The following is a 15,016-nucleotide window of genomic DNA, read 5'->3' as shown; positions in this document are numbered from 1 at the left end:
CGGATGCCTTTTTACAGGGAATCCCGGTCTTATTTTACTTGGTAATGTAGGTGGGTCCTAGTTAGTGTAATTAAATAATATCTCTAGGGTAGGGTCTAGCACGATTCACTCACTTTCGTGCTCTTTAGATTCAATTGACCAGAGATATTCTCTACACAGCATATTCATCGTGGAATAATCTTAATGCGATTCTGACAAATAACTGAACTGCAGGTGATGCTTCCTTAAAGGACGGACAAGCCAGGCCAAAGATCCTCCAAACAGGAGGATCCAAATCACGAATATGTACTTTCGTCAAATCTCTGGGCAACGCCAATTCGCCTAAAATGACATTCATCCCTTCAATAAAACACCTCTAAATAACACTAAAGTGTCTATACTTCAATACCGTAATATTGATAAGCTACTTGTAAATCGAACAATCAATTCGCACATGAAATAAGAAATCCGCTTACTTTCCTCAAGGCGTTTTTACAGCTGATCCAACAAACTATCCCTAGACTCGCATGGATAACTTTCCGAAATAATTTTATTATTTAGATTTTTCATTCAGTACTTGAACTATCTTCTTTCTTACATTTAAGAAAGCTTACTTTTCTAGTTAAATAATTGATCCTCTGGATAGAATGCTATTTTCTATTCAAATACATACTATAGGTGTGGTTAAATGGTCGGTGAAAAAGAAATATTCGAACAATATACATTAGAAAAAGATCTAATAAAGGCTTTTGAACGTCAAGAATTAGAAATATATTACCAACCCATAGTTAGTGTCAGTTCAAATAAAGTAATAGGTTTGGAGTCTTTTCTTAGGTGGAATCACCCCATTAGAGGAAACATACCCTCGATAGAGTTTATTCCTATTGCTGAAGAATCGGGGTTAATGAATAGTATTAGTGATTGGGTATTAAAAAAAGCCTCTTTAGATGTAGTACACCTTAATAGAAAATTTGGAATAGACTTATTTGTAACAGTAAACATTTCTGCCCCACAATTACATAGAAATCGATTTTTGGAGACACTCTTAAACATTCTTGAAGAAATCCCTATCGAAGTAAAAAATTTGAAGATAGAGATTACAGAAAGTCTTTTAATGCACGATACCGAAAATACAATTGAGATATTAAGAGACCTTCAAAAAATTGGTATTCAAGTGTATATTGATGATTTCGGTAAGGGATATTCTTCACTCAGCTTTTTGAAATTGTTTCCGATAGCAGGGCTTAAGATTAATAAGTCATTTATAACAAATTCCTTAATATTAGAGAAAGATGAAGCGATCGTTAGCGGAATAATTAATTTAGCACAGATCTTAGAATTAAAGGTAACTGCTGAAGGTGTAGAAACGCAAGAACAGTTAAATGTATTAGAAACATATCAATGTGATTACGTACAAGGAAATCTTTTTTCCAAACCTTTAGAATTGAAGGAACTATATATATTCTTTACAAAACTATCTTTGAATTGAATGAGAAACAATTCAACTCCCCACATAAAGTGTAGGGGTAGCTGGGTATGATTTCTATATATCATGTAATTACCTAAAATTATAAAAATCATGTCCAATGTGCTTCATGACGACTAATAATTATCGTGACTTCGTCTGCTAAGAAATAGGGACTATTATGCATAAACAAATCATACGAACACTAATAGAACCTGGACTTATTCTTACACTAATAGAAGTAACCGATTTTTAGTAATAAATGTGATTTAACACAAAAGAAATGTCTTTGATTAGTGGTCAAATTACTGCGGCTGTAGAAGCATATATTGCTCCTCGTAATTACTAGAATAAAGCTAAAATTTCACCATGTCTCGTCTAATGATCTAATCCATTTTCCAAACCCGATCAAGGATTTCCACGCAGGAAAACACCGTATCTTATTTCTAGCAAACAATAAGAGCAGTTCGTACTTCTTCCGGTTAATGCGCATTTCAGTATTCTCCTTGTGGATAAAGTAGGTTTGGATCAAGCCGAAGCAGGTTATTAATGATCATGGAAGTCGCTTGGGCCACCTTCACATGGAGGAAAGGTTTTGTAATGTAGTCAATAAGTATGGAATTGTGACGAATTAATTTTCTTAAATTAGATTAGAGAAGGATAACTTGATCCATGCCACTCATTAAGAGACTAATGATTACTTTTGGTTTCGCCCTACTCGTAGTGTTAATTATATTTGCATATTCTTTCAAAATCACTGCGCATGATCATTTAGAATACGGAGCAAAAAGTGGAGTATTTGATCTAACAAATGCGACTGGTGATTTTGTAAATCTTGATGGTATATGGAGTGTTTATTGGCACAATTTGTTTTTACCAGAGCAACTTGTTGATCGACTCCCAGATGCTCATGTGCAGGTACCTAGCTCGTGGATTAAGTACAATATGGCTGAGACTTCATATGAATCGTTAATCTTCGTAACGTATGCGATTAAAATTAGAATACCAGAACAAGATCAAGAGTGGGGAATAATTATACCTTCTTTATACTCCGCCTATAGGCTTTTTGTGAATGGAGAGGAACTTATTCAAAACGGGATTATAACAAATTCATCCCAATCACTGCTATTGAAACGAGAGAAGAGGGTTATTTATTTTCATACAAATGAAAAGGAAATAGATCTTGTGATGCAAGTGTCCCATAATTCTATTAATAATGGAGGAATCACACACACTATACAACTAGGGTCTTCAGAAAGGGTAGCAAGCATCCAAAAGCGGAAAGTTGCCATTGAAATGTTTTTAACGGGTGCATTATTTATTATGGCTGTGCATCACATTGGGATTTATTCGATGCGCAGGAAAGAACCTGCAGCGCTATATTTCGGTATATTTTGCTTAGCTATAGCTACACGTAGCGTTTTTGTTGGAGAAACTGTCATATTCAGGTTTCTTCCAAATATCAGCTGGGAACTAGCGATCAAAATTGAATATTTGTGTCTAAGTTTGAGTGTAGTAGCCTTCACTTTATTTCTTTTAAGCATTTACCCTAAGGATACTTCTGTGAAAATTCTACGGTTTGTGACAGCAATAGCTGGTGCTTACAGCTTCATCATTTTATTTGCACGACCACACGTATTTACTTCACTATTACCATACTTTCAATATTTTATCATAGCATTGATTGGCTATACGTTTCTTGTATTCACTTTTGCTATAGCCCGAAAAAGAGAGCGATCGTTTATATCAGCTGTAGGGGCTGTAGTTTTGTTATTAACCGCTATGAACGATGTGTTATATAGTCGTGGAATTATCAATACCGGAGATTATGTTACACTAGGCTTATTCGCTTTTGTTGTTGTACAATCGTATATACTTGCAGTAAACTTCTCCAAAGCATTTTCGTTTAACGAAGAGTTAGCTGGAAAGCTTCAAATGCTAAACAGTAATCTTGAAGAAAAGGTTAGGGAGCGTACGGTGGAACTAGAAAGAGCCAATCAATCATTGAAAAGCCAAGCATTAATCGATGGGCTTACAGGTATAGCTAACCGTAGATATTTCAATAAAATGTTTCAAAAACAACTGACAAAAGGGGAACAGTTTTCTCTTCTTCTCATCGATATCGATCATTTTAAGATGTATAACGATACATATGGTCATGTGTCGGGGGATGAATGCCTTAAGAAGGTAGCAGTGGCACTTCAGGAGGAGGCAGAGAATTATAGCGGTTATGCTTCCAGATATGGAGGGGAAGAGTTTGCTGTAATTGCTCCTATAGATGTTTCAGTTGCTATCCATCTTGCCGAGAGGTTAATTCTAAAAATAAGATCTTTACGAATTCCCCATGACACATCTGATACAGCTTCTTTTGTTACGATCAGCTGTGGTCTAATGGTTAGCAGTCAGTTAATATGTACTATTGAGGCAAATACTCATTCAATGCTTGAAGCCGCAGATGAGGCTCTTTATCAAGCTAAGCGACTTGGAAGAAATCGATTTAGTGTATTCGTGAGCGACTCTCTAACTACGAGCATGTGAAACGCATGCCGTATAGAACACATCGTTACGAGCTGCTCCTTTTTGGGACCTTCCGATTGATTTCTAAAGGGGCTGCCTCAAAAGTAAGTATGCTCGCTTGCTGAACAACTCGCCTGATGAAAAATCGTGTAAAAAATGAAGAGACGGCAGTGCAAGGGTGTTATCCCTGCGCCGCCATTTCTTGCTTTTGGTCTAACGCCAAAATCCCCGGTTGCCCTTCATTTGTCCATCTTTCCGACTCGATCATCCGCCGAACCGATAACGGATACACTTCCTTGCTTCGGAGCTTCTCTCGGGCTTGCTATTTATAACGCAGATACCTCAAACTGGCGCTGATCTCCCGATTCCATTGCGCTTTCGTGCAGGAGCTTAAGCGGACAACCTTCACAACTCGTACTCCCCGCGTTTTCCTTTCTCTCGTTAACCTCCAGTTTTTGGCTTGTCATCGAAGGTGCTTCACCGATCTTGGAAAGGTCTTGTTCAGTCTGTTCATGTTCTTCTTGCTTTTCGACATATTCAATCGTGGCGAACAGCGTCTGTACTTTCTCCTGCTTCGACTGTTCCACGACCACTTTACCTCAGTCGTACCCAAAGAACGGTTTACGCCATAAATTGTCTCACAGGTCACTTTATGACCTTTTGAGACAGCCCCAAGGTCCTAATATCTTGGTTTAACCGCTAAGGATCTGTAATGCCTTAAGAATTGGATAACGCTGGCATGACACGTACGACACGCATTGAATAGAAAGTTAAATCAAGCGGAAGTTCTCAGTCTGATTTTTGCTTGATGGAATTACTAGTAAAATAAAGTATTTGACCGTAAAATAAAGGTATAGGACATCCAAAGCATTAAGTAAACTATCTGATTTGTTATGGGATTACTTCTTTCACTTACAATCAAAGGAGTCTACCCAAATGGTCAACTGTGTTTGTTTATATACTGTAGTGGTGAAAGCTTTAATTGAAATTATCATGATTGATATGAGTCATAGAATGGAGCAATCAATAATGTTGAAATATGTAATTGAAAGTCATCTTCGTGGGAGTATCTATCTATGAATTTTCCAATTTTATATACTAAACTGTATATCCCCCTGCCACGGACTAAAGTTGTCCTCCGATCGCGCCTGATCGAGCGGCTGAACGAAGGTCTGGACCGCAAGCTGACCCTCATCTCTGCCTCCGCCGGCTTTGGCAAGACTACGCTAGTCAGCGAATGGGTCAGTGGTTGTGGGCGACCAATCGCATGGTTAACGCTAGACGAAGGGGATGACGACGTTGCACGGTTCCTAACTCACCTTGTCGCTGCTGTGCGAACGATTAATGGAAATATTGGAGAAGGCGTGATTGGTGCGCTCAAATCCGCACAGCCACCGTCAATAGCATCGATTTTAACGATCCTGCTCAATGAAATCACAGCCCTTCCGCACAAATTCGTCCTCGTCCTTGACGACTACCATGTTATTGGTGCCAAACAGATTGACGATGCCCTCATCTACCTACTTGAGCATCTCCCGCCACAGATGCACCTGGTCATCGCCACCCGTGAAAATCCGCAGCTTTCCCTGGGCCGGTTACGCGCCCAGGGCTATTTGACCGAGTTGCGTGCAACCGATCTGCGCTTTACTTCAAGCGAAGCGGCAACGTTCCTTAATCAGGTGATGGGCCTGGTTCTCTCAGTCGACGATATTACTGCGCTGGAGACCCGTACCGAAGGCTGGATTACTGGGCTCCAGCTGGCAGCTCTTTCGATGCAGGGGCGCGAGGACATTCCTGCGTTCATTCGAGCATTCGCTGGAGACAATCGGTACATTGTGGATTATCTGGTCGAAGAGGTACTGCAGCGTCAACCCGACGATGTCCGGAGCTTTTTGCTTCAGACCTCCATACTTGACCGGATGCATGGCCAGTTGTGCGATGCCGTCACTGGCCAAGAGGAAGGCATCGCACGTTTAGATGCCTTGGAGCGTGGCAACTTCTTTATCATTCCACTGGATGACAGGCGCCATTGGTATCGCTATCATCACCTCTTTGCCGAGGTTCTCTCTGCACATTTGAGGGAGGATCAGCCCGATCGGGTAGCTATGCTGCATCGGCGCGCGAGCATATGGTACGAGCAGTATGGCTCGGCGGCAGATGCTATCCGCCACGCGCTGGCTTCTGAGGATTTCACGCGAGCAGCAGATCTGGTCGAAGTAGCATGTCCAGCCATGCGCAGGAGTAGACAGGAGTCTGCGGTGTTGGGCTGGCTGAAGGCGCTTCCCAAGGAGATAGTCCGCTGTAGGCCTGTGCTCAGCGCTGGGTATGCCTGGGCGTTACTGGCTTGCGGCAAGTTTGAGGCCGCTCTGGAGCGACTGCGAGATGCCGAACGTTGGCTGGGGACGACACAAGATATGCGTGAGCGACCGGAAACCCCATTGGCTGAGATGGTTGTCGTGGACGAAGAGGAATTTCGCCGTCTCCCAGGTGCGATCTCCTTGTACCGTGCCGCACATGCCCAAGCGTTGGGTGATGTTTCCGCCACCATGAAATACGCCCGGCGGGTGCTCGACCTCGCACTTGAGGACGACCACCTCCTGCGTGGATCGGCAGCTGCGCTACTGGGACTCGCATCCTGGACGATCGGGGATCTCGAGGAAGCACACCGGATGTATGCCGATGGCATGGCTAGTTTACGGCTGGCTGGGAACATTTCTGACGCAATCGGGGGAGTAATCGCTCTGGCTGATATACGGATTGCGCAAGGTCGACTCCGCCTTGCGATGCGTACCTATGAGCGAGGATTGCAGCTTGCGACTGAGCATGATGAGCCTGTATTGAGGGGAACAGCAGACATGTACGTGGGAATGAGTCAACTCTACCGTGAGCATAACGATCTGCACGCCGCCACGCAGCACCTGCTGAGAAGCAAGGAGCAGGGCGAACACACCGGATTCCCGCAAAACCGATATCGCTGGCGCGTCGCAATGGCTCGAATACGGGAGGCACAAGGAGATCTGGACGGTGCGCTTGACCTGCTCCAAGAGGCAGAACAATTGTATGAGAGTGACTTTTTCCCAAATGTGCGTCCTGTAGCCGCGTTGAAAACGCGGGTGTGGATCACGCAGGGCAGGTTGGATGAAGCCCTCGACTGGGCACTTGAGCATGGCCTATCCGCCCAGGACGACCTTTGCTATCTGAGCGAATTCGAACACATTACACTGGCCAGGGTGCTACTGGTACGGTATAAGAACGACCGTGCAGACCGCTCCATGCTAGAGGTTATGGGACTTCTGGAACGCCTCCTCGAAGCAGCGGAAGAAGGCGAGAGGACGGGAAGCGCGATCGAAATCCTGGTCGTGCATGCACTTGCTCACCATATGCAAGGCGACATCCCTTCTGCGCTTGTGCCGCTGGAACGAGCCCTGACCCTGGCTGAACCAGAGGGCTACGTCCGCGTCTTTGTGGACGAAGGTCAACCCATGGCGGCCCTGCTGGAAGCGGCCGTGAAACAGGGGATCGCCCTGAATTATGTCCGTCATCTCCTGACTGCCTTTGGTAAGGCTGAGGAAAGAACGATTACCAAACAGGTTATGAGCGACCCGCTAAGCGAACGTGAACGTGACGTGCTTCGGCTGCTCGGAACCGACTTGAGTGGCCCGGACATTGCCCGCGAACTCATGGTGTCCCTGAATACCCTGCGAACCCATACCAAGAACATTTACGAGAAGCTTGAGGTGAACAACCGTCGGGCAGCAATCCGTCGGGCTGAGGAACTTGATTTGTTCTAGCGAGCTCCTATATACCACCCCCAAAAAACTCCGACCCTGGCATGTTTGGTAAATCATGTACAGGGTTTTTTTCTCATTCCCGCACAGCCTCCTGATTGATAAATCACCACATCAATCACCACATGTGGTGATGCCGACTCACCACATCATTGTGTATCATTTTATCAAGAAAGGAACGACGATGTGGAGATACATCCCCAGAATGAATATGAAGGAGACGCGGAATGAGTAAACCAAATGTATCAACGGAAGACCATCAAGAGCCTGGACTGTACGAAATTCGCATCAAGGGACATCTTGATACCCGGTGGGTCGATCGGTTTGAGGGTCTATGCTTTACCCACGAAAGCGACGGAACAACCATCCTCTTTGGCCCAGTGGCCGATCAGGCCGCATTACATGGCTTTCTGAGGGGAGTGCGTGATCTCTGCCTGCCGTTGGTCTCGGTCATTCAGGTTCATCCCAAACAGGCGAGTGGGCTAGATTTCAACACCGATTCAAATTTTAATCGTTCGATAAAGGAGAGAAACTCATGAATGCCAATCGTAATACTGCAGTTATTAAAGGAAACAATCAGGAGAGCAACATGAAGATAAAAACCTCGAGCCTCATCCGTTGGGCAGGTCTGTTAGTTATGGTGGCAGGGATAATTTACGCGGTTGCTATTGGGATGTTCCATCAAGCTAACATTCTTTCGTCAGTCACCACCACCCAATGGGTAATCGTCCACGCCTTGGCCACTGCCATGTGCTTCTTCTTCGTCCTCGGCATCACGGGGCTCTACGCCAGGCAAGTGAAAGAAGCTGGGTGGCTTGGTCTGGCCGGCTATCTCCTGTATTGCCTAAGTTGGATGCTCACAGCGCTCTTTACCTTCGCCGAAGTCACTATCTTGCCGCTGTTGGCAACCGAGGCGCCGACGCTTGCGGAGGGCTTCATAGGGAGCTTCACCGGCGAGACGAACCTCGGAGTCCTCGCAAATGTATGGTCGCTAACAGGGTCCCTGTATATTCTCGGAGGCCTGCTGTTTGGCATCGCGACATTCCGTGCCGGCATCATGCCGCGCTTGGCGGCCGTTCTGCTTGCCGTCGGGTCCGTGTTGTCCCCCGTGGCTTCGCTGCTTCCGCCCGAGCACGAGCCGAAAGTTGCGATTCCGGTGGGGATAGCTTTGGCCTGGCTGGGCTATGCGCTTTGGTCGGAACGGCGTAAGCAAGTCTAGGAGAATTTGGGCTGTAGGAATTCTATATTTGTGAGCCCAGTATGGGCGTTCATCTTTAGGGTGCAATACACATGCAACAAGTAACCGTACTATGTTTATAGGTGATAACGTAAAGAAAGCCATTTGATTTCATAATGGGAAAGTTTAGGTTTTTGGTATAAAACCAATCCTATTCCCCTTATGGGTCAAATGGCTTTTCTTGTTATTTATCAGCGCGGTAGATAAATTCGAAAGCCGCCTAATCTATTTCTGATGAGTGGAATCCATTGGATCGCTGTAGCTGGACAAGCATCTTAGTTGGAAGGCAAAAGGTATTCTGAGCTACATGCTATCGAAGCGCTAAAGCCACATTTGAGTTTGACGATGTGGATCAGCAGCTCAAGTTATTCATGGAACCGTTGAACAGGCGTTGGACAAGCTTTCTGAGGATGAGAAGACTTTGATATCGGTATCTCTTCGTTTGCGACACGTAAGAAATTTTCATATTAAGGGGGGCATGGCATAAATTAATCGTGGTAGCGTTTGGGTAGGTGGAAACGTGGCAGCATATAAAGGTTTCATACATGTTAAAAAAGGCTAAAAAGTAATTCATTATTAGGGAGAATCGTTCTCGACACCGAGGCGAGAACTGCCCCTTTTTTATTAACGGACTAAAGCGAGATCCATCAGCTCTACAATATTTAGACCGATCATGGGATATATGTACTTTGTAACGCGGACAGCCAGCTTATTCCGATTGTGATTTACATTCTGTACGATGCAAAAGCGATATACATTACAGAGTTTTACAAAATAAAGATAGATAAGTCTGGAAGTAGATGGTAATATACTATTGAACCGAAAGCATCGGACAAAGCGAAAGCCCTGAGGGAAAGCGTCTCTTAGGGCTTTCTTGTTTAGTTTTATAAAGGATTCTAATATAAATTTGGTGTAAAATTTCATTTGATTACTGTAGGAAAAATGGGGGAGAAAACTTGTGCTTCGTAAAAATGTATCGAAATTGATTGCTATTATGGGAGTCGTTCTGTTTGCTGGTGGTTGTGATGTAACGACTTTTTCAAAAATATCTGATAATACAGGTAATCTAAAGAGAACTGAAGTAATCGCAACGCAAGTAATCGATAATGTTAAAAGAGTAATAGATGATACAGATATAACAGGCAATCATTATATGGTTTACGGCTTAAAGGTAGGGGACTCAAAAGATTCGTTAGTAAGCAAGCTAGGGGTACCACAAAACAAATCTGTTAAAGATGGGATTACAGCATATCAGTACCCTAAGCTTGTATTTGCAATTATTGATGAGAAGATAAGTGTGATAAAATCCAAAGACCAAGAATTCAGGACACTAAAGGACGTTGGTATTGGGAGCACTTTTGAGGAAGTTGTTAATAAATATAAAGGATTTTCTATTAAAGGATATTCTGAAAACTCCTCACTGGGTAATTTAGCTAGGGAAGTTTATGTTATCGGTAAAACGAATTTTGTGAGCTTCGGTATCACATATAAAAATAGAGAACCTGTTGTTGAAAGTGTCGAGGTGGGGCAAGAACAACTATCTTCATCCTTTTTAGACAAGTTATATGATATCACTGATACAATGAGCTGGGATTACAGTGTAGTTAGGAAGAATTTAAACGGAAAGTTTGTTATAAATGCCAAGACCCTTGAGTCAGCTAAGATTGGTCAACTGACTGGAATTAAATATAGTTTAGGTGCGTCGACAACGGAAATTAAAGATACCTTAGGGAACCCTGAAGAGGAAGAATATTATGAGGGCGGAAAGTATATGAAGTACAGTGACTGCCTTTACTTTTATGATGAGACAACGAAAACGGTTAATAACATATTTACAACCACCAAAGCAAGCCGTGATGAAATAATCAACACACTAGGAAAACCTACGGAAGAAGATTTGGATGAAGAAGGTGTCCTCTTCATAATTTATAAAACAGGTGATAACGAATTATCCTTTAGGAAGGGTAGTAACAATGAACAAGCTTTTAGGGTGACAATTAGTGCCACTCCATAATTCGAACACTCATCGTGTATGTGCTTGATTTGGTTGTGGAGCCTTAGAAGCGATTCTAGAGGCTCGGTTTTTTCTTTTAGGGACTCTTTTTTTGTGTTTTATGCGATCATCGTGGCACCGTGCCAACATTCTACTAATAATATCCCTAAAGAAGTCTTCACCTACTTTTCTTATTTTTTACGGCCAATTCCGCAAATTCTAACGGATATTTTCGAGCTTTCTGTGCACTCCGATATGCAAGACAGCTGATATAAAACTAGTAGACTTGCAACCAACTGCTTTTGAAAAAAGGAATTTCCAAAGCGAAATAGTAGAGATATCACCTCAATTCTCTGCTATTCACAATCAATCTCTTCAAGCTGAACAAAGTGGATTGAATTAATTTGTGGTCCTGGCTATAGAAAAGCAATTGAGTTTTTAATAAAAAATTATTTAATTAGTAGATTAAAAAAAAGTTACTAGGTAATTGCATTAAAGAATTATTGACGGGCCCTAGGATTAAAATGTGTGCGGAAAGAGCCATTTGGTTGGGCAATGACGAGACTCATTACGTAAGAGAAAGATCTTACAAATCATGCGGATGGTGCTTTCACACCCTTATTATAGTTGGCACATTGTTCCCCATCCAGAACAAATTCTTTTTTTCTGAGTTGTATTATTATAAAATGCTAGACCCGCTCTATCTTCTTTATAGTTTGTGCTCGGACAGGTTACCGGGTAAGTCAAATGCACTAGAATCACGATACCACTAGCAGGGAAATTGCATTATTTGCGCTCAATCAAGAAGAATACGTCTCTAGTGATTTGCCATGTGAGCAAAAGCAGTATCTGCGCCTGAATGCTGCGTATAATACCATCACTGTAAAGCTAAGGGGCAGTTTGGAAGTAGAATTAATCGAAGAGGGACTAACCCAAGCATAAAACACTTGCTGACTATTATTGTTTGAAGAAAAGGGATGTTGGCGCGTAAATGTAAATTTACTAATGCATTCTCATTAACTGTGCGTCTGTGTTATATTTAATTAATGAATATTCCAATTTTAGCTACTAAACTATATATTCCTCCGTCTCGGTCTACATTTGTCCTCCGCTCACGTCTGATCGAGCGACTGAATGAAGGTCTGCACCGAAAATTGACAATTATATCTGCTTCTGCCGGTTTTGGTAAAACCACGCTGGTCAGAGAATGGCTCACCGCTTGCGGGCGACCGGCCGCTTGGCTGTCGCTGGACAAAGGGGATAACGATTCTACACGCTTTTTAACCTACTTCGTTGCCGCTTTACAGACGATTTCGGCGAATATTGGAGAAGGCTTGTTAGGTGTGATGCAATCCCCTCAGCCACCGTCAACTGAATCGATTCTGACAGCCCTACTGAATGAAATCACTACTATACCAGATGATTTCGTCCTAGTCCTTGACGATTACCATGTTATAGATACCAAATTGGTTGACAATGCTCTCACCTTTCTTATTGAGTACCTGCCACCAAACATGCACCTGGTCATCGCCACGCGTGAAGATCCACACATACCCTTGGCTCGGTTACGTGCTCGAGCCCAATTAAACGAGCTACGCATCACAGACTTACGTTTTTCCAACTCCGAGGCAGCGGGATTTCTCAACGGGGTGATGGGCTTGAACCTCTCATCGGAAGACATCGCACTACTTGAAAACCGCACCGAAGGGTGGATTGCCGGCCTGCAGTTAGCGGCGATTTCCTTGCAGGGACATAAAGATTCCAATAATTTCATCAAATCTTTCACTGGCAGCCACCATTTTGTGTTGGACTATCTGATGGAAGAAGTTCTGCTTCAGCAACCCGAGAGCATTCAGACTTTTTTGCTGCGCACATCTATCCTCGACCGCCTGTGTGGTCCGCTTTGTGATGCCGTTCTGCGCATCTCAGGTCTTGGGCAAGAAAGACTAGAATATCTTGAACATGCTAACTTATTTATCTGCCCCTTGGACAATGAGCGGCGTTGGTACCGCTATCACCATCTTTTCGCTGATTTTCTTCGACAACGACTGCTACAGATCATCTCTTCGTCAACAGGAGATGAAGGATTGGCCGAATTACACATACGTGCCAGTGCTTGGTATGAAGACAATGGCCTGGAGATTGAAGCTTTGCACCACGCTGTTACCGCAAATGATGTTGAGCGCGCCGCGATCCTTGTAGAAGGAAAGGGGATGCCCCTGCACTATCGTGGTGCCGTGGCTCCTGTACTAAACTGGCTGGAGTCACAGCCAACGACGGTACTAGATGCTAGGCCATCGTTATGGGTGATGTATACCTCGGCATTACTGTTCGCCAACCGATTGACTGGTATCGAAAAGAAATTTCAAGCTGCTGAAGCAGCACTTCAAAGCAATGAGTTAAACGACAATATACGAGACCTCGTAGGACATATCGCCCAATTACGGGCCACTGTGGCTGTTAGTCAGCATCAGGTAGAAACCATCATTACCCAATCAAGTCGCGCATTGGAATATTTGCATCCGAACAACCTACCTGTCCGCAATGCCACGATGTGGGCACTGGGTTATGCCTGCTATCTTCAAGGAGATCGTGTCGCAGCATACCAAGCCTATACCGAGGCTATTACTATGAGCCAAAAAATTGGGCATAACCTTATTAACATTCTGGCTACTATCGGCTTGGGAAATATACAGGAAGCAGACAACAAGCTCGATCTTGCGGCCCAAACCTACCGACGCGTCTTGCAAATGGCAGGCGATCCGCCGATTCCGATTGCCTGCGAAGCGCATATTGGCCTAGCCCGTATTTACTATCAGTGGAACGACTTGGATGCCGCTTTACAACACGGACAATGGAGTGTCCAACTGGCGCGCCAAGTAGAGAACACGGACAGATTCATTTGTTGTGAGGTATTTCTCGCCCGTCTGAAGTTTGCCCAAGGAGATGTGACAGGCGCGGCTGCAGCTCTAGCTGAGGTCGGTCAGTCCGTACGGCAGTATAATTTCGTGCATCTGATACCAGAGGTTGCTGCTGCAGAAGTGCATATATTGCTTCAACAAGGGGATTTGGGAGCAGCGGCTCAACTGGCTCAGTCGCACGAACTCCCAATCAGTCAGGCGAGGGTACACATGGCCTTGGGAGATATGTCCTCAGCATTGGCTTTGCTGGGGCCGTTGCTTGAACAGTTGGAGGCTAAGGGTTGGGAGGATGAACGGCTCAAGGTTATGATTCTACAATCTATTGCTCTACAAGCACACGGCGAGAAAAAAGCCGCTACTAAACTTCTTATTGATGCGCTAACGCTGGCAGAGCCAGGTGGCTTCATCCGCATCTTCCTCGATGAAGGTAAACCAATAGCAGGATTATTATCTAAAGCTGCTGCCCATGGGAATATGACTGACTATATAGGTAAACTACTAGCTGTCTTCATTGTTGACAAGCAAAAGAATAGAGACAATTCTGTTCTGCGCCCAACTCCGAATGTTCAACCTCATATCGAACCTTTGAGTGAGCGCGAGTTAATAGTACTACAGCTCATTGCACAAGGACTCTCGAATCGTGAGATAAGCGAACAGCTTTTCGTCGCCTTGAGTACGGTTAAAGGGCATAATCAGAATATTTTCGCCAAATTACAGGTCCAGAGGCGCACCGAAGCACTAATACGTGCCCGCGAGCTGGGTCTATTGTAGCCTGACGTCTGTTTTATCCCATCTCTTTCTACCCTCTAAGTAACCCCACAGCATTTCTTCTAAAAACCTAAACAAAACCTTAGGACAGTACTTAAGGATATGTAATACCCCTAACGTATGCAAAACATTTTATCGTATATCAAATCAGGATCAAGGGAAGCCTTGGTCCTTGTAGACCTAATGATAGGGAGTCACCATCCTCATAGATGCTGTCTTCATTGCTTATGAGAAGAAAGTGGAGACAAATTCTGTTCCGCGCCCCCCTTGCTCCGAGAGGCGCACCGAAGCACTAATACATGTCCGAGAGCTGGGTCTATTGTAGTCTGACGTCAGTTTTATCCCTAC

8 protein-coding genes are annotated in these 15,016 nt (G+C 44.0%); 7 read left to right on the top strand and 1 reads right to left on the bottom strand.

Translation table 11 applies throughout. The annotated features are described in order from the left end of the window. Nucleotides 1-667 precede the first annotated feature (667 nt). Together ACSQ8P_RS35595 and ACSQ8P_RS35590 are read left to right on the top strand one after the other, a co-directional pair. Complete coding sequence (locus ACSQ8P_RS35595; protein ID WP_436239714.1) at nucleotides 668-1,468, top strand: putative bifunctional diguanylate cyclase/phosphodiesterase; 801 nt, start codon at nucleotides 668-670, stop codon at nucleotides 1,466-1,468. 699 nt (nucleotides 1,469-2,167) lie between these two features. Further along, complete coding sequence (locus ACSQ8P_RS35590) at nucleotides 2,168-3,982, top strand: sensor domain-containing diguanylate cyclase (RefSeq protein WP_436239713.1); 1,815 nt, start codon at nucleotides 2,168-2,170, stop codon at nucleotides 3,980-3,982. Between the two features lie 305 nt (nucleotides 3,983-4,287). Here the strand turns inward: ACSQ8P_RS35590 and ACSQ8P_RS35585 are convergent, their stop codons facing one another. Beyond that, a complete protein-coding gene (locus ACSQ8P_RS35585; RefSeq protein WP_436239712.1) occupies nucleotides 4,288-4,554 on the bottom strand; it encodes a hypothetical protein in 267 nt (88 codons plus the stop codon). A gap of 483 nt (nucleotides 4,555-5,037) precedes the next feature. Between ACSQ8P_RS35585 and ACSQ8P_RS35580 the strand changes: the two genes are divergently transcribed. The 5 genes from ACSQ8P_RS35580 to ACSQ8P_RS35560 all read left to right on the top strand — a co-directional run bounded on the left by ACSQ8P_RS35580 (nucleotide 5,038) and on the right by ACSQ8P_RS35560 (nucleotide 14,671). Continuing rightward, complete coding sequence (locus ACSQ8P_RS35580; RefSeq protein WP_436239711.1) at nucleotides 5,038-7,752, top strand: LuxR C-terminal-related transcriptional regulator; 2,715 nt, start codon at nucleotides 5,038-5,040, stop codon at nucleotides 7,750-7,752. Nucleotides 7,753-7,976: 224 nt separating this feature from the next. Further along, nucleotides 7,977-8,288 (top strand): hypothetical protein, encoded by a 312-nt coding sequence (locus tag ACSQ8P_RS35575; protein WP_436239710.1) that lies wholly within the window; start codon nucleotides 7,977-7,979, stop codon nucleotides 8,286-8,288. Further along, nucleotides 8,285-8,968 carry a hypothetical protein gene (locus ACSQ8P_RS35570; RefSeq protein WP_436239709.1) on the top strand — a complete coding sequence of 228 codons (684 nt, stop codon included), beginning with the start codon at nucleotides 8,285-8,287 and terminating at the stop codon, nucleotides 8,966-8,968. Before ACSQ8P_RS35575 ends, ACSQ8P_RS35570 begins: the two co-directional genes overlap by 4 nt. Before the next feature lie 976 nt (nucleotides 8,969-9,944). Beyond that, a complete protein-coding gene (locus ACSQ8P_RS35565; protein ID WP_436239708.1) occupies nucleotides 9,945-11,000 on the top strand; it encodes a DUF4309 domain-containing protein in 1,056 nt (351 codons plus the stop codon). Between the two features lie 1,025 nt (nucleotides 11,001-12,025). Next, nucleotides 12,026-14,671, top strand: a complete 2,646-nt coding sequence (locus tag ACSQ8P_RS35560) for a LuxR C-terminal-related transcriptional regulator (protein WP_436239707.1) — start codon at nucleotides 12,026-12,028, stop codon at nucleotides 14,669-14,671. The last annotated feature ends 345 nt before the right edge of the window (nucleotides 14,672-15,016 follow it).

This window comes from Paenibacillus sp. LjRoot153 (genome assembly GCF_964253085.1).
Taxonomy (GTDB): domain Bacteria; phylum Bacillota; class Bacilli; order Paenibacillales; family NBRC-103111; genus Paenibacillus_E.
The sequence above is the reverse complement of the archived record's forward strand: the minus strand, read 5'-3'. Positions and strand labels throughout refer to the sequence as shown.

Excerpts from the sequence above, each read along its gene's own strand:
- ACSQ8P_RS35595 (WP_436239714.1), top strand. The coding sequence starts at position 668 with ATGGTCGGTGAAAAAGAAATATTCGAACAATATACATTAGAAAAAGAT.
- ACSQ8P_RS35580 (WP_436239711.1), top strand. The coding sequence starts at position 5,038 with ATGAATTTTCCAATTTTATATACTAAACTGTATATCCCCCTGCCACGG.
- ACSQ8P_RS35575 (WP_436239710.1), top strand. The coding sequence starts at position 7,977 with ATGAGTAAACCAAATGTATCAACGGAAGACCATCAAGAGCCTGGACTG.
- ACSQ8P_RS35570 (WP_436239709.1), top strand. The coding sequence starts at position 8,285 with ATGAATGCCAATCGTAATACTGCAGTTATTAAAGGAAACAATCAGGAG.
- ACSQ8P_RS35560 (WP_436239707.1), top strand. The coding sequence starts at position 12,026 with ATGAATATTCCAATTTTAGCTACTAAACTATATATTCCTCCGTCTCGG.